This is a genomic window from Paraburkholderia acidicola (assembly GCF_002362315.1).
GTDB lineage: Bacteria > Pseudomonadota > Gammaproteobacteria > Burkholderiales > Burkholderiaceae > Paraburkholderia > Paraburkholderia acidicola.
In genome coordinates this window covers 193,033-212,478 of record NZ_MTZV01000003.1, presented here as the reverse complement: position 1 = coordinate 212,478, position 19,446 = coordinate 193,033, and the positions used below count along the sequence as shown (strand labels likewise).

The window sequence follows — 19,446 nt, the reverse complement described above, 5'->3', positions numbered from 1 at the left end:
AGGATGAAATGAAATACGGTTTTCCAGACCAACCTGGGTTCGATCGACAACGCACACAGTTTCTGCATGCAGCCGACGCAGCGGGTGCCACGGTGACGTCTTATCCGCATCCGCTGAATGGCCCCACTGGCGAGTCGCTTGCTACGGATGTCGCGTGGCTTGGCGAGCCTGACGCACGGCGTGTGCTGGTGGCGATTTCGGGCACGCATGGCGTCGAAGGTTATTACGGATCGACCTGCCAGAGCGAATGGCTGGACGGGTTCTCCGCACGCGACCTTCCCGATGGCGTGGCGGTGATGATGGTGCATCTGATCAACCCGTGGGGCACCGCGTGGATGCGCCGCGTGAATGAAGACAATGTCGATCTGAATCGCAACTACGTCGACTTCGAGGCGGCATTGCCGCCGAATCCGCGTTACGAAACGATTCACGCTATCTATACGTGCCGCGATTTCGACGGCCCACAGCGCCGGCAGGCGGACGGCCTTTTAACCGCGCAAATCGAATCGATCGGTTGGGCCGAATATCACGCGATCGTCGGAGCTGGCCAGTATGTGCATCCCGATGGACTGTTTTATGGCGGTACGCAGGCCACCTGGTCGAATCGGACGCTACGGAGTATTGCTGACCGCTTCCTTCGTCCTACGCAAGTCGCGATTGCTTTCGATCTGCACACCGGCGCGGGCGCCTATGGTCATCCGATGCTGATGGCGATCGCGCAAACCCGTTATGCGGCGCTCGCCGATGCCGAAGCGCTGTATGGCGCGTGGCTTTACACATTGCTCACCGGGGCGGACGCCGGAATCAGCGACACCGGTGTAGTGGCGCGCGCCACGGGGTACACGTCGCAGGCGCTTCTCGACGCGCTGCCCGACACCCACCTGATGCAACTCGTCATCGAATGCGGAACCTACGCTGAAGCACCGATGCACACCGCGTTGCGCGACGATCACTGGCTGCATCTTTATGGCGACCCTGGCGATGCACTCGGCAAGCAGATCAGCCAGACCTTGTTCAACTCGTTCATGCCCGCCGACGAGGACTGGGGCGAGATTGCGTGGCAACGTACGCGACAGGCGTGGGAGCGTGCACTAAAAGCGCTGCCGGAGATTCAACCGGCGGCCGTCGGCTGACTACTACTGCGGGTAACGCAGCAACACCGCTATAGTGCCGGCACCCACTCAGGAATGTTATTCGCGGAGAGATTCCGTATGCTGCCGTCACTCGATACCGCCCGATTGCTCTTGCGCCCGCGCACGCTCGACGATCTCGAAGCCTGCATGGAGATGGACCGCGACCTGGAGGTCACGCGTCACATTCCAGGGCCATGGCATGACCCGGTTGCGCATCGACGGTTTGTCGAAGAACGCACGACGTGTGCGTATCCGGCCGGTCTCGGTTACTGGTCGATCTTCGAGCGGCAGGCGCCGGGCCGCTTCGTGGGTTGGGTACTGCTGATTCCCGAGAATGCTGTTGGCCCCGATGTCGAGATTGGCTGGCGCCTCGTACGCGACGCGTGGGGGCGGGGGATTGCGAGTGAGGCCGCAGCCGCAGTGATTCGGCACGCGTTCGAGACGATGGGGTTAAACGAAATCGTCGCGGGTATTGCGCAGGGCAACGCAGCATCGCGGCAGCTTGCCACGAAACTGGGCATGCGCTGTGCGCCGGATGCCACACCCGATGCCGAGGGCTACATCTACTACCGTCTTGCACGGACGTTGTCGCGTTAAAGGAATCCTGCCTTCGATCAACCGTCCAGGCCTCGCTTGCGCGCGGCATCCTGCAGACATGAAATGAATCGCGCAATAGCCGGTGTCGGCAGCAGATCGCGCCGCGAAATGATCCGCAGATCATAGGCGGGCATCGCTTCCTCGATGTTCGCCACGTGGACGCCGAGTGGCGCCACCATCGTCGCGAGTTCCTTCGTGAAGCAACCGATCATGTCCGTCTGCGATATGAGTCCGAGCGCCACTGCAAACGACGACGGTGCGTGCAGCACGCGTTTGGGCACGGGCAGGCCGTGCGCGGTGAACATCGTAGTCAGGAGGCTTTGAGAGAAATGATCGAAGCCCCCCGGGGCGATCCATTCCGCGTCGAGCAAATCGTGTAACCGCTGCGCGTTGGCGAGCGGATGACCGGTCCGCATTCCGATGACGAACTTCGTCGAATACAGCGGCATCTGCACCAGATCGCTTTCGAGGTCAGGGACGTGGCGAATCGCCGCGATATCGATCTTTCCGGTGCGCAGTTGCGCGATCGCGTCGAGCACCGTGATTTCCTGAAAGTGCAACCTGACGAGCGGCATGGCATGACGAAACGCTGCTGCAGCCTGCGGCAAGACGGTGAGCGCGATCGACGGCATGGTCCCGACGCTGACCCTGCCGGCCAGATCTCCCTTCACCTGTTCCACCGCCTCCAGTGTGCGTTGCATGTCGTTCAGCAATTGCTCGGCACGCGGCAACAGCGTGCGCCCGCATTCAGTCAGTTCGATACCGCGTATGCCGCGTGTCATCAGCTCCGCATTCAGCACGCTTTCCAGTTCATGGATCGTCCGTGTGATCGCCGGCTGGGTCAAACCGAGTTCGCGCGCCGCGCCTCGCAGGCTGCCGTGGTGGGCCGCGGCGACGAATGCCTGTAGCTGTTGAGGTTTCATAGGGTTAACGAGGGCGATAAGAGGCTGTGATCGGGATAAACAAAAAAACATCTTATTTGAAAAAATCGTCGCCGATATATTGAGCGCCAATCTTCCTGTCACCGCCCCCGATGTCCCATTCAACGAACGATCCGAGCATGTCGACCACAATGAAAAAAACAGTCATCGCAATCGCCGCGCTGGGAATACCGCTCACGTTCGCCATGTCCGCGTTCGGACAAAGCAGTATGTCGTTGTCAGGCGTGATCGACGAAGGTTTCGACATCACGAACAACACTAATCCGCACGGCGATCCCCTGTATCAGTTTCAGAGCGGCTATCTGCAGAGCAACATCATCACGCTGGGCGGAGTCGAAGATTTAGGCGGTGGGAAAAAAATCACGTTCGTGATCAAGACGACTTTCGATGTCAACAGTGGCCGGTCCGCACCCGGTCGCTCGTTTATCGGCTTGTCGGACGAGAAGCGGGGGACCGTGACCGTGGGCCGTCAGTACGACTCGATCATCGACTATCTCGCGCCCACGACCGCCAACGGCAACTGGGGTGGTTGGCTGCTTTCGCATCCGATGGACAACGACAATACCGACGGTTCATTTCTGGTGAACAACGCGATCAAATACGCGAGCCCGGAGTTTGCCGGCTTCAAGTTTGGCGGCATGTACGCGTTCAGCAACAACACGAAATTTGCGAATGACCGTTTGTACAGTCTCGGTGCGCAATACCTGAACGGTCCACTTCTGGTCGCGGCAGCCTACCTGCAGACCAACAATCCGGGTGCACCGAACAGCGGCGCGACGCCAGCCGGTAACGCCAGTTTCACCGCCGCGCGCCTGCGTATCTTCGGCGCTGGCGTCAACTATACGATCGGTTCCACGACACTCGGCTTCGTGTATTCGAATACCGATGTGCGGGACCCGGTGAGTTCGAGCTATCTGAGCGACCCGTCGGGCAATCCGCTGCCATTGGAGATCGCCGGTGTCGCGTTGAACCGGTTGAAATTCCAGAATCTCGAGGTCAATGGCATGGTCCAGGTGACGCCGTTTTTCTTCCTGGGTGCGCAATACGTCTACACGCTTGTCGAAGGCGATGCGTCCGGAGCAAGCGTGAAACCGCGATATCACACCGTCGGCCTGATGGCGGATTACATGCTGTCGAAGCGCACCGACATCTATGTGCAGGGCGCGTATGAAAAGGTGACCGGTGACAGGAGCGGCAACGTGCTCGATAGCGCCGCTATCCCTGGGGCAGGCGGGATCTCCTCGACGGCGAGTCAGCTCGCGTTCCGCACGGGGATTCGCCACAGATTCTGAATTGCATGAAACAGCTCGCTCGCGACATTCACGACATTCCCGACAACCAGAATTTCAGAAGATCCCATGAATCGCACATTCGCTACTTCTTTACTGCTTGCTTCCTCGGCGCTCGCCACCGGCTGTGCGCAGACGCCGCAGCCTGACCCGATCGCGGCTCAAAAGGTGCGTATCGATCGCGATGCGATGGGTGTGCCCCATGTCTTCGGCAAGACGTCTGCCGCGGTCATGTTCGGAGCGGGCTACGCCGAAGCGCAGGACCGGCTCGCGGACATGGAAACGTTTCGCCGTCGGGCGTTGGGACGTACTGCCGAGATACTCGGTGCGTCAGCGGTTCAGTCGGACATCATTTCGCGCGACCGGAAACTCGACGGCGCCGAATTGATGCGCATGTATCGCGCGATTCCGCTCGAGCACCAGCGCATGATGCAGGCCTATGTCGACGGTATCAACCGCGTGATCGACGAGATCGACCGCGACCCGCAGCATAAGACGCCTTATGAATTTACACGCTGGGGTGTGACGCCGGAGCATTGGTCGCTGCTCGATTTTCTCTCGATGGCGGCGGGTTTTCCGCGCGATCGCGGCGGCTTCGAGCTGCAGAATCTGGCTTTCTACAACGCTATGGTGACGCGTTACGGTGAGACGACCGGACGCAAGATCTTCGACGACGTCGTGCCTGTGAGCGATCCCGATTCGCCGACTGCGATACCGGCGGGAGAGGATCTTGCCCCGGTACGTCCGATGCCGAAAGCGACCTATCTGACACTGGCTTCAACGCAGCAGGGTATGCCGCCCACGGCGGCACCCGCACCGAGCAACAATCACAGCCGATGCCTCGTGATCGGACCGCAGCGATCCGCGAGCGGTAGGGTGCTGATGCTGGAATCGACGGCGGATGGCCCAGAGATTCATCTGCATGGCGGGGGTTTTGACAGCGCGGGTTTCACCATGCCGTCGTGGGGCATTCCGATCATGGGACGCGGCCCGAATCATGGCTGGCTCGTGACTTCTGGCCAGGAAGATACGACAGATACCTTTGCCGAACAGCTGAATCCGCTCGATCCTCATCAATACTGGTACCAGGGCAAGTGGCAACAGATGGACGTGCATAACGAAACCATCGTGGTCAAAGGCGCCGCGCCCGTCGAGCACGAAGTCGCGCGCACGATACACGGCACCGTGGTCAGTTGGGACAAACCGCACGGCGTAGCCTACACGCAGCGTTTCGCGGAACGCGGTCACGAACTCGACAACTGGGTGGCGGTCGTCGAGATGCAGCGGGCACGCACGCTCGCCGATTTCGAGAGCAAGGGGATTGCGCGACTCTCAACCGATTTCGGTGTGTGCTACGGCGACGAGAGCGGCCAGATCGGCTTCTGGGAGACCGGTTTGCAACCGAAGCGTGCGCCCGGGGCCGACCCGCGTCTGCCTACACCGGGCACGGGCGACTACGAATGGCGGGGCTTCCTGTCGCTCGCCGAGCGGCCGCACATGCTCAATCCGAAGCAGGCCTATATCCATAGCTGGAACAGCAAGGCGACGACGTGGTCGCGTGAAGGAGACGAAGGACGATTCGGCGCAACCTTCCGCACGTGGTTGGGCAATCGCCAGGGCGCGTCGTCCTCGTCGACGACGCTGCTCGACATGGAGGACTACAACGGACAAATCTGGAATGCGTTTGGCGCGCGCGACCGTAGCCAGACATCGCCTGACTTCTTTGCACCGTTCCTGAAGGCTGCGGCGGCCGAAGCGCACGATCCGCAGATATCGCAGGCCGTGAGCCTGATGGTTTCATGGAACGGCCTCTACCAGGATCGCGATGGCGACGGCTACTACGACAACGCTGGTCTGACGCTGTTCAGGACATGGCTGGAAGTCGCGCCGAAGATGATCTTTGACCACGCCATCGGAAACACGTGGAAGACGATCGATGACGATCGCTATCTGAAGTATCAGACGAGCTTGTTGTATCGCACGTTGCAAGGACCGCAAGCGGGTTTGCCGGTGAAGTTCGACTACTTCGACGGTCGGCCGCGCGATGCGGTGGTTGCCGACACGATCCGGCAAACCATCGAGTTGACTCGCAAGAAATTTCCAGGTCGCCCGATGGAGACCTGGCGTATGCCCATCTACTGGAAATATTTCACCGACGCGGCCGACGACCCGGCGCGTCCGTCACTTCCCGACGACGATGAGCGCAGTAGCACGACGTGGGCAGAACTCGGTCTCGGACCGAAGATGGTGCCGTTAAACGGCGGTGAGGAGTGGACCGGACTCATGGAACTCGGCGGCGGTCACCCGGTGCTGTACACCGTTACCGAGGCCGGCGGACAGAATCAGTTCATCGATCCGTCTGGACATGGCACGCCTCATCTCACGGACCAGGTGCAGATGCATGCGCAGAATCATCTCAAGCGCATCGATCTCGGGCCGGAGGATAGTCAGCGCGATATCAGCTCTTCGGTAACGCTTGAGTACGGTGGGGCAGAGTCAACGCTTCCTTGAGATGGCGAGGTGAGGGCGACGGCCGCCTTACTTCACCTCTGGCCAATCTCAGCTCACTACTTGAGCGGCGAGAAATCCGTCGGCCGCACAATGCGCGATTCCATCTTCACGAAGATATCGAGCGCTTTCACCTTGCGGCCGAACTCCTGCCAGCGGCTATCCTCCGCCATCCGGTCGCGACGCTGGATGCGGTCGTCGAGGCCCTGATAGCCCCAGATATGCACGACCTCACTCAGATTGCCGATCTCGGTGGTAAAGAACCCAATCAGTTCGCCGAGATATTCCTGCTGGATCGGCAGGCCCTCGCTCTTGTATAAGGCGATCCATTCGGCGGCCCGTTGGGGCTTGAACGTGTAGGTGCGGATTTCGTAAAGCATGGTTGTCTCCGTGGCGCAAGGGTGCGGACAGGTCTAGATTATCGCTAATGCGTGACGCTAAGTTGCCGACCGCATATGGTTGTGCCGATTTATTCGTGGCGCAATGCAAGGCAACGGATGAGAATCGTCCGGTTCATCACCTTCCGGAGTGCCGTCTGTCATGAGCCGCGACCTTCTTTTACTGCTTGAACCGGGCTTTGCCGATCCGAAGTATCCTGGCGAGCGTTTTGTGTGTCCGCACGGCGTGCCGATCGAGGGACTGCTTGCAAGCGATCCCTCGAAGGCTGCCAGCCTCGATATTCAGCGTTTGCCATTTGCGCGTCCGCGCGAGGTAGTCGTCAAGGCGCTCGACGCGGACCATCAGGGCTTGCCGGTATTGATACTCGGCGACGAAGCGCCGGTGCCCGCCGATGCGCAGACGCTAGGCGACAAGCGTTTCGTCACGGACACTAAGCGTATTCTTGCGTTACTGGCCGAGCGCCACGGGTTTCCGAAAGTCCACTGACACTGCCCGGAATGACCACCCTCCACAATGAAATCGACCTCGATGCCGATGGGCGTCACGTCGGTTACCTGCGTCTGCCGTATTCGGTCCATCGCTCTGCGTACGGATGGATCCCGATTCCGATCGCATCGATTCGCAACGGCGATGGCCCTGTCGTGCTGCTCATGGGCGGCAATCACGGCGACGAGTACGAAGGGCAGGTGCTCGTTTCCAGCCTGATCCGCGAAATCGAGCCGCAATGGGTGCGCGGACAACTGATCTTCCTGCCGATGGCGAATTTCCCCGCCGCAGCTGCGGGCCTGAGGACATCGCCGCTAGACGGCGGCAATCTGAACCGCAGTTTCCCGGGTGATTCGCAAGGCTCGCCGACCGCGGCGATCGCCGACTATATCGAGCACACGTTGCTCGCCCGTTCGCAGTATCTGATCGACATACACTCGGGTGGCAGTTCGCTTCTCTACGATGGCGCCAATATGCTGGCTATCGCGCCACGCGACCCCGACGAAGAGCGCCGACTTAAAGCGCTGCTTGCTGCGTTCGGATTGCCGCGTGCGTTTCTGCATCCGCCGAATCCTGTGCATGCGGCGACCGCAGCACGTCGTCAGGGCGCGCTCTCTATCCTCACGGAACTCGGTGGCGGCGGTACCGTGCAGGCGCGGCTGCTGCGCGATGCGCGACACGGTTTGCTGAATCTGCTCGGGTTCATCGGGCTGTTGAGCGGACCGCTCGTACCGGATGGTCCGCCTGCGCAGACCCGCTTCTTCTCGGTGTCCGGTTCGCGCCATTACGTCTATGCCTATGACCGCGGCGTGTACGAACCGCTAGTCGAGCTGGGCGAGCAGGTCGTGGCCGGTCAACCTGCTGCGCGGATTCACTTTCCCGATACACCCTTACGTGAACCGGTCACGACGTTTTTTGCAGCAGCGGGGGAGGTGGTCTGCAAGCGCGTACCGGCCTCAGTTGAACGTGGCGACTGCCTGTTTCATCTTGCCGAACCCGTTTGAACGCCATACGGATTGAATCGATGGTCAATATCGCGGCAGTTTCCATGCTTTATTCGCGGGCGAATAGCGTGACGAATGGTGTGACCCATGGCGTTGCTGGATCGTAAGCATGACGTGAATTAAGTATGCGGAATTCACGTCATAACGATACGCAAAATGTTTGGTTCGATCCTCATTAAGCGCCTGCTATCTTGGATCTGGTTCGACAGTGACTAAGGTCGGACGCAATAGCGACTCCACGATACGATCAACGGGAGCAGGTGCGCTCCCCATCTGCCATGACCTACGAAATCATTGATACCACTCTGCTGGATCCCGTTGCGCGACCGCTACTGGATGCGCTCGAGGTCGAATATGCAACCCGCTATCGCGAGTTTCGCCCGGACAGTTCTGCTTCGGCGAGTGAAGAGATGGCGCGTTATCCGGCTGAGTTATTCGCGCCGCCCGAAGGCGCTTTCATCGTTGTCATACGCGATGGAGAGACGGTTGGCGGCGGCGCATTCAAACGCTATGACGCGACGACGGCAGAACTCAAGCGTATCTGGACGCATGCGAGCCAGCGTCGTCAGGGGCTGGCGCGCCGCGTCGTGCAGGAACTCGAGGAGCGGGCGTTGCGGCAGGGATATCGCCGCGTTTATCTGACCACGGGCTTCAGACAGCCCGAGGCAACCGAACTCTATCTCAACGCGGGCTACGAAGCGCTGTTCGATCGCTCGATCGCACCCGAGGTCCATTTCCGTCTGCCGTTCGGCAAGGACCTGCTGGAGCCGGGACGCACCGATTCATTGCAGGATCTGATCCAGCACGAGCCGCTCGGCGTTCGCTAATAACGCATGCAACGCACGTAACGCATCGAATCAACGGTCCATTTCAACGGGGCACAACAAGTCATGAAGCAAGGTCGGCATATTCTTTCGGCGGTTGCCGGGACGTTGTTCGCACTGGCGATCGGCGTAGCAGGCACAGTGTGGGCAGCGAACATCACCACGTTCAATCTGAGCCCGGATCAGCACGACCGCGTGCGCACCACGCCCGATGCCGCAGCAATCAAGGGCGTACCCGCTGCCTTTCCGTTCGCTGAAAAGGGCGAACTGGTCGTCGGTATGACACTGGCGGCACCGCCGCTCGGCACCTACGCGACCGATGCGAAGACGGCCGTGGGTTTCGATCCGGACCTCGCACAACTGGTCGCTGACGGCCTCGGGCGCAAGCTGAAGATCGTCGCGCTCGCGTGGGCAGACTGGCCGCTCGCTCTGCAATCAGGCAAGGTCGATGCAGTGCTGTCGAACGTGACGGTGACCGAAGAGCGCAAGCAGAAATTCGACTTCTCGACCTATCGGCGCGACGTGATCGGATTCTATGTAACCGATGCGAGCCCGATCAAGACGATCCGTGAACCGAAGGATGTTGCCGGGTTGCGCGTGATCACCGACTCGGGGACGAACCAGGAAAAAATCCTGCTCGAATGGGATCGGCAAAATGTCGCGCATGGATTGAGGCCGGTGCAGGTTCAGTACTACGACGACCTGGCCGTAAGGGCGTTGGCGCTCAGTTCGGGGCGTGCCGATGTGATCCTGAGCGTCAACTCGCAACTTGCCTACGAGGCTGTGCAGAAAGGCAAGATACGCGCAGTGGGCGCGATCAGTGGCGGCTGGCCGATTCTGGCCGATGTCGCGATCACGACACGCAAAGGAAGTGGGCTCGCCGCGCCACTCACGTTGCTGCTGAACAATCTGATCAGCAGCGGGAAATACACCCAGGTGCTCGACCGCTGGAGTCTCGGTAGCGAAGCAATCGATCAGGCCAGAACGAACCCGCCAGGGTTGCCAAAGAGTTAAGCCAGTCGCGCGGATGTGAGTCCGCCGCATCTCGCAGTCAATACCAGGAAAGCACGATCCACACTGCTCGTATCGAGCGGTGGGAGCAGTGCTGTGTTCGCCGACCATCAACGGGGCAGTCGATGCGCAGGAAGAGCGGAAAGAATCAGATCGGTTACACCGACACGGGCGTTCGCAGGACGATGTTATCGGTCGCCGCGCTGGCGATCACATGCAATGGCACGGCGTGGGCGCAAAGCGCGACTGTGCCGGCTGCGGCGACGGGAGCGACAGAGGTTAAGCCTGCGGAAACATCCGCGACGACTGCACCCTCCGCGCCAACGCGACCACCCGAACTGCAGCTTGCGTCGAGGCAGGCTGGCGCGACCAGCGTCGTGCTGCAGGATGCTGTGGTCGTGACCGGCACACGTACCAGCACGAAGGCGAGCCAGAGCCTGACGCCGATCGATGTGATCAGCGGTGCGCAGTTGCAGGCCACGGGGCAGAGCAATCTGCGGGACGCGCTCGTCAAACTGTCGCCGTCGATCACACGTGAGGCCTATGCCGGCGATACGGCGCAACTGACCGACGCGCTGTCGCTGCACGGCCTGACGCCGGACCACGTGCTGGTATTGATCAACGGCAAGCGTCGCCACACCACGGCCAATATCGCGCTCGACGGCGGCCTGAACCAGGGGTCGACCGGTGTCGACATCGACATGATCCCGATTGGGCTCATCGATCACATCGAGGTCCTGCGTGACGGCGCGTCGGCGCAGTACGGCTCGGATGCGATTGCCGGCGTGATCAACATCATCCTGAAGACCAAGGCGCACGGCGGCGCACTGCAGACGACAAACGGCCAGACCTATGCAGGCGATGGTTTCAGGAATGGCGAGTCTGCCAATCTCGGTCTGAATCTCGGCGACCAGGGCTACCTCGATCTGGCCGCAGAATACGACCGCCAGAATCATACGGTGCGCACCGGTCCCGACGATTACTTCGGGACCTTTAAGCCGGGGCATGGCTACTACAACCCGATCGAAGGTAATCCGGCCAGTACGCGTGAATCGGTGGGTTTTAATGCTGGCTACCATCTGAACGACGACGTCGAACTGTACGGCTTCGGGACCTATGCGCATCGCGATGCACAGGCCTATCAGAACTATCGCCCGCCTTCAGTTCTTCCACAGATTTATCCAGGCGGCTTCGTACCGACAGAGACCGTCAGCGAGAACGACTATTCGATTACGTCCGGTATCAAAGGCCAGCAGAACCTGTTTGGCTGGTCGTGGGATCTGAGCACGACCTATGGCGGCGACCATGAGCGCATCGGAATGAACAATTCGGCCAACACCGGGTTGTTCGCCGCGCAAGGCTACACGCCGACCAGTTTTCACCTGGCAACTATCAGCAACACGCAACTGACGAATAACCTCGACTTCTCGCGCGCATTCAACGTTCCGCTGCTGCCGGCGCCGGTGAATGTATCGGTAGGCGTCGAGCAACGACGTGAGACCTACAGCGTGGGCGCCGGTGACGAAGCGTCGTATCTGGATGGCGGTTCCCAGGCGCTCCCGGGTCTCGCGCCCGTCAGCGCGAGCGACAACTCGCGCAATGTGCTCGGCACGTATATCGATCTGTCGACCCACCTGACACCGAAGTGGACCGTCGATCTGGCAGGGCGCTTCGAGCACTACAGCGACGTCGGCGATACGACGAACGGCAAGGTCTCGACACGCTACGACTTCACCCCGCAGATCGCGGTGCGCGGCAGTGTGAGTACGGGATTTCGTGCGCCGTCGCTCGCCGAGGAGTACTACAGCAACGTCAGCGAATCGCCGGCATCGGTCTTTGGTCTGCTCGCGGCCAATTCGGCGGCGGCGAAGCTGATCGGCGCGCAGCCGCTAAAACCAGAACAGTCGACCAACTACAACGTCGGTCTCGTGCTGACGCCGACCAGAGACCTGCATCTGACGATCGATGCTTACCAGATCAACATCCGCAACCGGATCGTCGAAGGCGGTACGGCGTCGGGCGCGTCCGCGATTGCAGCGATGGAGGCCGCAGGGCTGTCGGTGCCGGGTTCGATCCCGGCGTCAGCGGTGTCCGCGAGTTACTTCACGAACGGCGCGAGCACGCGCACGCGTGGCATCGATCTGTCAGGGACCTGGCACACCAGTTTCGGCGTGTATGGCCAGGTGGACTGGGATCTCGGCGTGAACCTGAATACCACTTCAGTCACGCAGGTGGCAACCGGTGCGAACGGCCAGCCGGAACTCAACGCGCAGCAGATCAACTGGCTGAGCACGTCGACACCGAAGAACAAGATCATCGTGGGTGGTACGTGGCATCTCGACAAGTGGGGTGTGAGCCTGCACGAAACGCGCTTTGGTTCGACCTCGAGCGAGCAGACCTACATTGTCGGACCCAATGCGTTTTCGACGACGCAGTTCCTCCATTTCGACAACGCAGCGAAGTACATCACCGACGTCGAGGTTCGTTACGACGTAACGAAGAAGTTCGAGATCGCCGTGGGCGCGAATAACCTCTTCAACGTGTACCCAAGCAAATTGCCATATCAGGCGCAACTCGAAGGGAGCCAGTACAGCGCCTATGCATCGACGATCGGCGAGGACGGCGGTTTCTATTATTTGCGGGCACGCTACGTGTTCTAGGCGTGTTCCAGGCGCGTGCTAAGCGTTCCGGAATTCTTGTCATATGCATAGCAAAATTTGCTCGAACGATGCGGCGTTTCGCTAGCGATAATGGAACGAGCGGGTGTCACCCGGCAAATTTCCCACCACTCTTTCCTACGTGCCTTCCGGTGCGGCGGCAGGTATCGATATGTCTTATTCCCTTTCGATTCTCGACAAAAGTCCGATTGCAGAAGGCACGACTGCGCACGATGCGTTGCGCTTCACGATCCGGCTCGCACAGCGCGCAGAGGCCTTAGGCTACCAACGTTACTGGATCGCCGAGCATCATGGCGCGTCGGCGCTTGCAAGCTCTGCGCCGGAGATCGTCGTATCGCATCTGCTCGCGCATACGTCGCGGATTCGCGTCGGCTCCGGTGGCGTGATGCTGCAGCATTACAGTCCTTTCAAGGTGGCCGAATCGTTCCGGGTGCTCGCGTCTCTCGCGCCGGGGCGGGTCGATCTTGGTGTCGGCAAGGCGCCGGGTGGATTGCCGCTCACCACGCGCGCGCTGCAGTGGTTTCACGACAAGGCGAAGAAACCCGATTTCGCTAACCAGCTTGCTGAACTCGATGCGTTCCTCAAAGCGGGTGTCGCTGTGGATCATCCTTTGGCAGGCGCAGTCGCATTGCCTACGCCACCTGAAGCACCGCAAGGCATTTTGCTCGGCGGCAGTCCTGAAAGCGCAGCGCTCGCCGCGAAACATGGCTGGCAGTTCTGCTATGCCGGTCACTTCAATGGCGATAGCGACAGCATCGAGCGCTCGATTGACGTGTATCGCAACGCGACAGGGCGCACGCCGCTGCTCGCGCTCTACGCGTTTACCGCGCAATCGAAGGCCGAAGCACAACGCCATGTCGGTCCATTGCGCATTTTCAAGCTGCGACTTGCCACGGGGCAGAGCGTCAATCTGCCGAGTCCCGAAGCCGCTGCGGAGTTCGCGCGGCAAACCGGCGTGACCGACTATCGGCTCGACGAACTGCACCCGCATGTCATCACCGGCACACCGGATGAGGTGCATCAGGAACTCGACACGTTGCACGAACGCTTCGGCATCGAGGAGTTCGTGATCGATATCCCCGTAGCGGACTACGCGTTGCGCCTTGCTTCGGTTGAAGCACTGGCCGTTGCGCAACAGGACGCGCGCGTCTGATCTTTTCGCTCCTTACTTTTTTTACCGGATCCCATCATGACCCAGCGAAACCTTACTTTCGGCATCATGCTGCACGGCGCAGGCGGTCACATGAATTCCTGGAAGCATCCCGCCGGACCCGCCGATGCCAGCGTCAACCTCGATTTCATCACCGGTATCGCACAGAAGGCGGAGGCCAACGGCGTGGCGTTCGCGTTCGTGGCCGATGGTCTGTATATCAACGAGAAGTCGATCCCGCACTTCCTGAACCGCTTCGAACCGATCTCGATCCTGTCGGCGCTGGCGGCCTCGACGTCGAAGATCGGTCTGGCCGGCACACTCTCGACGTCGTACAGCCATCCGTTTACGGTGGCGCGACAGTTCGCATCGCTCGACCTCATTAGTGGTGGTCGTGCGGGATGGAACGTCGTGACTTCGCCGCTCGAGGGTTCCGCGAAGAACTACGGGGGTGAGCACCCCGATCACGAACTACGCTACGAAATCGCCGACGAATATCTGGAAGTCGTGCAGGGGCTCTGGGATAGCTGGGACGACGGCGCATTCGTGCGCGACCGCGAAAATGGCCGTTTCTTCGATCGCGAGAAACTGCATACGCTCGATCACAAAGGCCGGTTCTTCGAAGTTGCCGGACCGATCAACATCCAGCGTTCCCCGCAAGGGCAACCGGTGATCTTCCAGGCTGGCGCGTCGGATTCTGGCATCGCGCTGGCCGGCAAGTATGCGGATGCGGTGTTCACGCATTCGCCGTCGCTCGAAGAAACGCGCGCGTTTTCGGAGAGCGTGCGGCAGAGCGCAGTTGAGCACGGGCGGCTCGCCACCGACGTCAAGATTTTCCCGGGCATCGGCCCGATTGTCGGCGCAACGGTGGCCGAGGCTGAAGCGAAGTATCGCGTGATCCGCGATCTGCTCACCATCGATGAAGCGCTCGCGTATCTGGGCCGCTTCTTCGAACATCACGACTTTACGCAATATCCGCTCGACGAACCGTTCCCGGATCTCGGCGATCTCGGCAAGAACAGCTTCCGTTCGACCACCGACCGCATCAAGGCCGAGGCGCAGAAGAAGGGCTCGACGCTGCGCGAAGTCGCGCTGGAAGTCGCGACGCCGAAGACGCAGTTCATCGGCACGGGCGAGCAGATTGCAGATGAACTGATCCGCTGGTTCGACGCGGGCGCGGCCGATGGTTTCATCCTCGGTTTCCCGGTACAGGCCGAAGGTTTCGACGATTTCGTCCGCTACGTGATCCCCGCGCTGGAGGCGCGCGGTCGCTATAGCCGCACGCTGGCCGGAACGACGCTGCGCGATCATCTCGGATTGCCGCGACGCGAGAGCCGCTACGCGACTGCAGAAACGGCGTAACCCACAGCTGGCACCGCAGGAAGACAGACCATGAGCGATACCACGCACCAGTTTCCCGGCACGGTCCATGTGGGCCGCCCAGGTCACCCGGGCCACCCCGGCCACCTGACCGACGATACAGCCGGTCCGGAATACGCGCACTACCGGATCGTTCCAGCAAAGCACCATGCACGAACGGCGGGAACCGTGCTCGCAATCGTGCTGATCGGGATCGTGCTGAATTCCGTGCTTGGCAATCCGCGTTGGGGCTGGGGCGTTTTCGTGGAGTGGTTTTTTGCCGCGCCGGTGCTCTCGGGTCTCGCCCGGACGCTCGTGCTCACGGGGCTGGGTGCGCTGTTCGGTTTTGCGCTTGCCGTCCCGCTCGCACTGGCGCGCGTATCGCGCTCGCCATTGCTGGCCGGTTGCGCGTGGGCGTTCATCTGGCTATTCCGCTCGATTCCGCCGATCGTGCTGCTGCTTCTGCTCAACAACCTCGGCTATCTGTACGAGACGATCTGGATCGGCGTGCCGTTCACCCACATCACGCTACTGAATCAATCGACCACCGACCTGATCAGTCCGTTCTTCGCAGCGGCGCTCGGACTGACGCTGAACCACGCGGCGTTTTCTGCCGAGGCGATTCGCGGCGGGATTCTGTCCGTCGACCACGGCCAGCGTGAAGCGGCTGCTGCGCTCGGTTTGCCGGGGACGCGTCAGGTGCGTCGCATCGTGCTGCCGCAAGCGATGCGCGCGATCCTGCCGACCGCGTTCAACGACGTGATCGGACTTGCGAAGGGCACGTCGGTGGTCTACATCCTCGCGATGCCGGATCTGTTCTACACGGTGCAGATCATCTATCACCGCAATCTCGAAGTCATTCCGTTGCTGATGGTCGCGACAGTCTGGTATCTGATCATTCTCACGGTGTTGTCGGCGATCCAGGTTCACATCGAGCGGTACTACGCGCGCGGTGCGACGCGCGAGCAGGTCGCGGTGTCGCCGTTGGCGGCGCTGTTCAAGCACTGGCGTAACGTGCGCGCTGCGGCACGAAGCGAAAGCACTGCGGCTCGACTGGCGGCACACGCGCGAACGACATCCGATGCGGGCACAACAACCGGCTGGGCGCAGCGGCGCGTAGGCGGCAAGGTGGGTATTCACAACGTATCGAAGAGCTTCGGAACACTGAAGGTACTCGATAACATTTCGATCGCGTTTCCGTCGGGCAGTGTGACCGTGATCCTTGGGCAATCGGGCTCGGGAAAATCGACACTGCTGCGTTCGATCAATCACCTCGAGCGTGTCGACGACGGTTTCATCGACATCGATGGCGATCTGATCGGCTATCGCCGCGAAGGACGCACGCTCTACGAGCTCAAGGAGAAAGACATCCTGCAACGGCGCCGTGCCGATGTCGGCATGGTGTTCCAGAGCTTCAACCTGTTCCCGCACCTGAGCGTGCTCGACAACCTCGTCGAGGCACCGTTGGCATCAGGTGTGCCGCGTGAACAGGCGCAAGCCGAAGCGCGCGAATTGCTCGCACGGGTGGGGCTCGCCGATAAGGCCGATGCGTGGCCGCGCCAGTTGTCGGGTGGCCAGCAGCAGCGTGTGGCAATTGCGCGCGCACTGGCGCTCAAGCCGAAGGTGTTGTTGTTCGATGAACCTACCTCGGCGCTCGACCCAGAGCTTGTCAATGAGGTACTCGACGTGATTCGCCAACTCGCGCGGTCGGGGACGACGCTGATCATCGTGACACACGAGATCGGTTTTGCACGCGAAGTCGCCGACACGATCGTGTTCATGGAAGGCGGACGTGTCGTCGAATCGGGTCCGCCGGCGAGTGTGCTCGGCGACCCGGCTCAGGCTCGTACGCGTGAGTTTCTCTCGAAGGTCTTGTGAAACGTATGCGACGTGGACAACGCTATGACCTGGGGCGGCCTGTAATTCAACGGCGTACGTTCCTGCTCAATATGACCGCGCTGGCTGCAATACCGCTTGCGTGGCCAGTCGGGAATGCACAAGCCGCAACGCAGTCTTTCGACTTCAGCGCCGAGCAGAAAGGGCGTGTCCGTGCGCCGAAAGATTCCGCGGCATTGCAGGGGCTTGCAGACTATCGCTTCGTTACACCCGGCGTGTTGACGGTGGCGATCGCGCCGTTCGCCGCGCCTATCGCTACGTATGCAACCGATGCCCGGAGCATCGTCGGCTCCGATCCTGACTATGCGCAACTGGTCGCCGATGCACTCGGTCTGCATTTGCAACTGGTGCCCGTTGCATGGGCAGACTGGCCGCTCGGTCTCGCATCGGGCAAATTCGACGCGGTGATTTCGAACGTCGGCGTCACCGAGAAGCGCAAGCAGAAGTTCGATTTCACGACCTACCGGCTCGGACTGCATGGCTTCTTTGTGCGGACTGACAGTGCGATCAGGTCGATCCGCGAACCTCGGGATATTGCGGGGCTGCGCATCGTCACGGGCTCCGGGACGATCCAGGAGCGCATCCTGCTCGAATGGAACCGGCGCAACGCGGCGCTAGGGTTGAAGGAAGCGACGCTGCAGTACTACGACGACGATGCGTCGGGGCGCCTCGCGCTGCTGTCGAAGCGCGTGGATGCGATCTTTAATCCGGATGCACCGCTTGCCTATGAAGCCGCGACACAAGGACAGATTCGCCAGGTGGGTACCGTCAACGCGGGCTGGCCGTTCAAGGCCGATGTCGCAATCGCGACGCGTAAGGGTAGTGGTCTTGCGCCGACGTTGACCGTTGCGACCAACGGGTTGATTCATGGTGGGCAGTATCGCGCCGCACTGGCGCGCTGGGGTCTGCAGACGGAAGCCATCGATCGCTCGGAAACCAATCCTCCGGGCTTTCCGGATGCGTGATCGAAGGTACCTCCGGCCAGTACCACGCTGCCGGTTGCCGATGCATCGCCAGCACAACCTCAGAGGCAAAGTATGTGTGCCATCCGCATCGATCACCTTGCTTTCCTGATGCCGGGCAATTACCCGGACGACGCGCCGCTCGCCGGCTTCGAGCAAACGCTTGAACTGTTCGGGGTGGGCGAGGCACTCGGTTACGACAGCGCGTGGGTGCGTCAGCGGCATCTGGAGCGTGCGGTGTCCTCGTCGGCGACGCTGCTCGCTGCGGCGAGCCAGCGCACGACGCGAATCGGACTCGGTGCCGCGGTGATCCAGATGGGCTATGAGAATCCGTTCCGGCTTGCCGAAGATCTCGCCACTGTCGATGTACTGTCTCGCGGGCGCCTGAATGTCGGACTGAGCGCCGGTACGCCCGCACATGGCATCCTGCTCGGCGACCGGCTGTTCGATGCGAATCCGGAGCTGATCGATTTCTCGCACGCGCGCATCGAGCGTCTGCGGCGCAATCTTGCGGGGGAATGGCTCGGTGATGAAGACGCGTTCATCGAATCGGCGGCAGGTCGCGTGCGGCCGCGCGTGACGCCCTACGCGGCAGGGCTCACCGAACGGCTCTGGTATGGCGGCGGCTCGCAACGCTCGATCGAATGGGCCGGTCGTAACGGGTTCAATCTGCTGCTCGGCAATATCACGTCCGGTGAAGGAACTGACGATTACCGCGCCGCGCAGTTACGGCAACTCGATCTGTTTCGCTCGCTGTGGAGCGAAGCGCGAGCGCCGCGGATCGCGTTGGGTCGCGTGATCGTGCCGATCGACGGCGCCGATGCATCAACACGGCAGCGCTATCGCGAGTTGGCTGAAAGGCGCCATGCGCGCACGCTGACACCGCATGGCGAGCGGCGCACATTGTTTGCGCCCGATCTGGTCGGTACCGCCGATGAAATCGTTGGTCGCCTGCTCGACGATCCGGTGGTGGGGCAGGTGCGCGAACTGCGACTTGAGCTGCCGTACGACCTGCCGTTTGAGAATTATCGGCAGATTCTTGAAGACTTCGTTACGCGGATCGCGCCGGAGCTGGGGTGGCGGCCGGAGGTTGTGCGTGAGGCGGTCGCGGCTGGGTAGCGTGGCGAAAGTTTGACGCAGACGCCTTCCGCGCGACCCAAAAACAAAACGCTCGCCTTTGCGAGCGTTTTCATCAACACAAGTTCGGCA

Annotated in this window: 16 protein-coding genes; 14 read left to right on the top strand and 2 right to left on the bottom strand. The window is 61.0% G+C overall.

The genetic code is table 11. From position 1 onward, the window contains the following. The first annotated feature begins 8 nt into the window (after positions 1 to 8). Both BWP39_RS08700 and BWP39_RS08695 read left to right on the top strand, forming a co-directional pair. Positions 9 to 1,133 carry a DUF2817 domain-containing protein gene (locus BWP39_RS08700; RefSeq protein ID WP_096718950.1) on the top strand — a complete coding sequence of 375 codons (1,125 nt, stop codon included), beginning with the start codon at positions 9 to 11 and terminating at the stop codon, positions 1,131 to 1,133. 78 nt (positions 1,134 to 1,211) lie between these two features. Further along, on the top strand, positions 1,212 to 1,730 hold the full coding sequence (locus BWP39_RS08695; protein ID WP_096718948.1) for a GNAT family N-acetyltransferase: 519 nt from the start codon (positions 1,212 to 1,214) through the stop codon (positions 1,728 to 1,730). A 17-nt stretch (positions 1,731 to 1,747) separates the two neighbouring features. Here BWP39_RS08695 and BWP39_RS08690 read toward each other — a convergent pair whose 3' ends face one another. Continuing rightward, complete coding sequence (locus tag BWP39_RS08690) at positions 1,748 to 2,653, bottom strand: LysR family transcriptional regulator (protein ID WP_096718946.1); 906 nt, start codon at positions 2,651 to 2,653, stop codon at positions 1,748 to 1,750. A 149-nt stretch (positions 2,654 to 2,802) separates the two neighbouring features. Here BWP39_RS08690 and BWP39_RS08685 point away from each other — a divergent pair, with 149 nt between their 5' ends. Further along, positions 2,803 to 3,963, top strand: a complete 1,161-nt coding sequence (locus BWP39_RS08685) for a porin (protein ID WP_096718944.1) — start codon at positions 2,803 to 2,805, stop codon at positions 3,961 to 3,963. A gap of 66 nt (positions 3,964 to 4,029) precedes the next feature. Further along, a complete protein-coding gene (locus BWP39_RS08680) occupies positions 4,030 to 6,471 on the top strand; it encodes a penicillin acylase family protein (protein ID WP_096718942.1) in 2,442 nt (813 codons plus the stop codon). A gap of 56 nt (positions 6,472 to 6,527) precedes the next feature. Here BWP39_RS08680 and BWP39_RS08675 read toward each other — a convergent pair whose 3' ends face one another. Beyond that, complete coding sequence (locus BWP39_RS08675) at positions 6,528 to 6,848, bottom strand: NIPSNAP family protein (protein WP_096718940.1); 321 nt, start codon at positions 6,846 to 6,848, stop codon at positions 6,528 to 6,530. Positions 6,849 to 7,008: 160 nt separating this feature from the next. Between BWP39_RS08675 and BWP39_RS08670 the strand changes: the two genes are divergently transcribed. The 10 genes from BWP39_RS08670 (at position 7,009) to BWP39_RS08625 (ending at position 19,356) form a co-directional block, all read left to right on the top strand. After that, positions 7,009 to 7,353 (top strand): DUF3088 domain-containing protein, encoded by a 345-nt coding sequence (locus BWP39_RS08670; protein WP_096718938.1) that lies wholly within the window; start codon positions 7,009 to 7,011, stop codon positions 7,351 to 7,353. 11 nt (positions 7,354 to 7,364) lie between these two features. After that, a complete protein-coding gene (locus BWP39_RS08665; RefSeq protein WP_096718936.1) occupies positions 7,365 to 8,357 on the top strand; it encodes a succinylglutamate desuccinylase/aspartoacylase family protein in 993 nt (330 codons plus the stop codon). A 278-nt stretch (positions 8,358 to 8,635) separates the two neighbouring features. Further along, positions 8,636 to 9,184 carry a GNAT family N-acetyltransferase gene (locus BWP39_RS08660; RefSeq protein WP_096718934.1) on the top strand — a complete coding sequence of 183 codons (549 nt, stop codon included), beginning with the start codon at positions 8,636 to 8,638 and terminating at the stop codon, positions 9,182 to 9,184. Positions 9,185 to 9,247: 63 nt separating this feature from the next. Beyond that, on the top strand, positions 9,248 to 10,195 hold the full coding sequence (locus tag BWP39_RS08655) for an ABC transporter substrate-binding protein (RefSeq protein WP_096718932.1): 948 nt from the start codon (positions 9,248 to 9,250) through the stop codon (positions 10,193 to 10,195). A gap of 122 nt (positions 10,196 to 10,317) precedes the next feature. Then, positions 10,318 to 12,852 carry a TonB-dependent receptor plug domain-containing protein gene (locus tag BWP39_RS08650; RefSeq protein WP_096718930.1) on the top strand — a complete coding sequence of 845 codons (2,535 nt, stop codon included), beginning with the start codon at positions 10,318 to 10,320 and terminating at the stop codon, positions 12,850 to 12,852. A 169-nt stretch (positions 12,853 to 13,021) separates the two neighbouring features. Next, the gene (locus BWP39_RS08645) at positions 13,022 to 14,023 is read left to right on the top strand and encodes an LLM class flavin-dependent oxidoreductase (RefSeq protein ID WP_096718928.1); all 1,002 of its coding nucleotides are present in this window, start codon (positions 13,022 to 13,024) and stop codon (positions 14,021 to 14,023) included. A gap of 36 nt (positions 14,024 to 14,059) precedes the next feature. Further along, complete coding sequence (locus BWP39_RS08640; RefSeq protein ID WP_096718926.1) at positions 14,060 to 15,382, top strand: LLM class flavin-dependent oxidoreductase; 1,323 nt, start codon at positions 14,060 to 14,062, stop codon at positions 15,380 to 15,382. Positions 15,383 to 15,412: 30 nt separating this feature from the next. Further along, positions 15,413 to 17,257: an amino acid ABC transporter permease/ATP-binding protein gene (locus tag BWP39_RS32530; RefSeq protein WP_096718924.1), complete on the top strand. Its 1,845-nt coding sequence runs from the start codon at positions 15,413 to 15,415 to the stop codon at positions 17,255 to 17,257. A 5-nt stretch (positions 17,258 to 17,262) separates the two neighbouring features. Next, positions 17,263 to 18,240, top strand: coding sequence for a transporter substrate-binding domain-containing protein (locus tag BWP39_RS08630; protein WP_235851398.1), 978 nt, complete (start codon positions 17,263 to 17,265; stop codon positions 18,238 to 18,240). A 72-nt stretch (positions 18,241 to 18,312) separates the two neighbouring features. Then, positions 18,313 to 19,356: an LLM class flavin-dependent oxidoreductase gene (locus tag BWP39_RS08625; RefSeq protein WP_096718920.1), complete on the top strand. Its 1,044-nt coding sequence runs from the start codon at positions 18,313 to 18,315 to the stop codon at positions 19,354 to 19,356. Positions 19,357 to 19,446 lie beyond the last annotated feature (90 nt).

What these genes read in the sequence shown, in the direction of transcription:
- BWP39_RS08700 (WP_096718950.1), top strand. Translation starts at nt 9, where the DNA reads ATGAAATACGGTTTTCCAGACCAACCTGGGTTCGATCGACAACGCACA.
- BWP39_RS08695 (WP_096718948.1), top strand. Translation starts at nt 1,212, where the DNA reads ATGCTGCCGTCACTCGATACCGCCCGATTGCTCTTGCGCCCGCGCACG.
- BWP39_RS08690 (WP_096718946.1), bottom strand. Translation starts at nt 2,653, where the DNA reads ATGAAACCTCAACAGCTACAGGCATTCGTCGCCGCGGCCCACCACGGC.
- BWP39_RS08685 (WP_096718944.1), top strand. Translation starts at nt 2,803, where the DNA reads ATGAAAAAAACAGTCATCGCAATCGCCGCGCTGGGAATACCGCTCACG.
- BWP39_RS08680 (WP_096718942.1), top strand. Translation starts at nt 4,030, where the DNA reads ATGAATCGCACATTCGCTACTTCTTTACTGCTTGCTTCCTCGGCGCTC.
- BWP39_RS08675 (WP_096718940.1), bottom strand. Translation starts at nt 6,848, where the DNA reads ATGCTTTACGAAATCCGCACCTACACGTTCAAGCCCCAACGGGCCGCC.
- BWP39_RS08670 (WP_096718938.1), top strand. Translation starts at nt 7,009, where the DNA reads ATGAGCCGCGACCTTCTTTTACTGCTTGAACCGGGCTTTGCCGATCCG.
- BWP39_RS08665 (WP_096718936.1), top strand. Translation starts at nt 7,365, where the DNA reads ATGACCACCCTCCACAATGAAATCGACCTCGATGCCGATGGGCGTCAC.
- BWP39_RS08660 (WP_096718934.1), top strand. Translation starts at nt 8,636, where the DNA reads ATGACCTACGAAATCATTGATACCACTCTGCTGGATCCCGTTGCGCGA.
- BWP39_RS08655 (WP_096718932.1), top strand. Translation starts at nt 9,248, where the DNA reads ATGAAGCAAGGTCGGCATATTCTTTCGGCGGTTGCCGGGACGTTGTTC.
- BWP39_RS08650 (WP_096718930.1), top strand. Translation starts at nt 10,318, where the DNA reads ATGCGCAGGAAGAGCGGAAAGAATCAGATCGGTTACACCGACACGGGC.
- BWP39_RS08645 (WP_096718928.1), top strand. Translation starts at nt 13,022, where the DNA reads ATGTCTTATTCCCTTTCGATTCTCGACAAAAGTCCGATTGCAGAAGGC.
- BWP39_RS08640 (WP_096718926.1), top strand. Translation starts at nt 14,060, where the DNA reads ATGACCCAGCGAAACCTTACTTTCGGCATCATGCTGCACGGCGCAGGC.
- BWP39_RS32530 (WP_096718924.1), top strand. Translation starts at nt 15,413, where the DNA reads ATGAGCGATACCACGCACCAGTTTCCCGGCACGGTCCATGTGGGCCGC.
- BWP39_RS08630 (WP_235851398.1), top strand. Translation starts at nt 17,263, where the DNA reads ATGCGACGTGGACAACGCTATGACCTGGGGCGGCCTGTAATTCAACGG.
- BWP39_RS08625 (WP_096718920.1), top strand. Translation starts at nt 18,313, where the DNA reads ATGTGTGCCATCCGCATCGATCACCTTGCTTTCCTGATGCCGGGCAAT.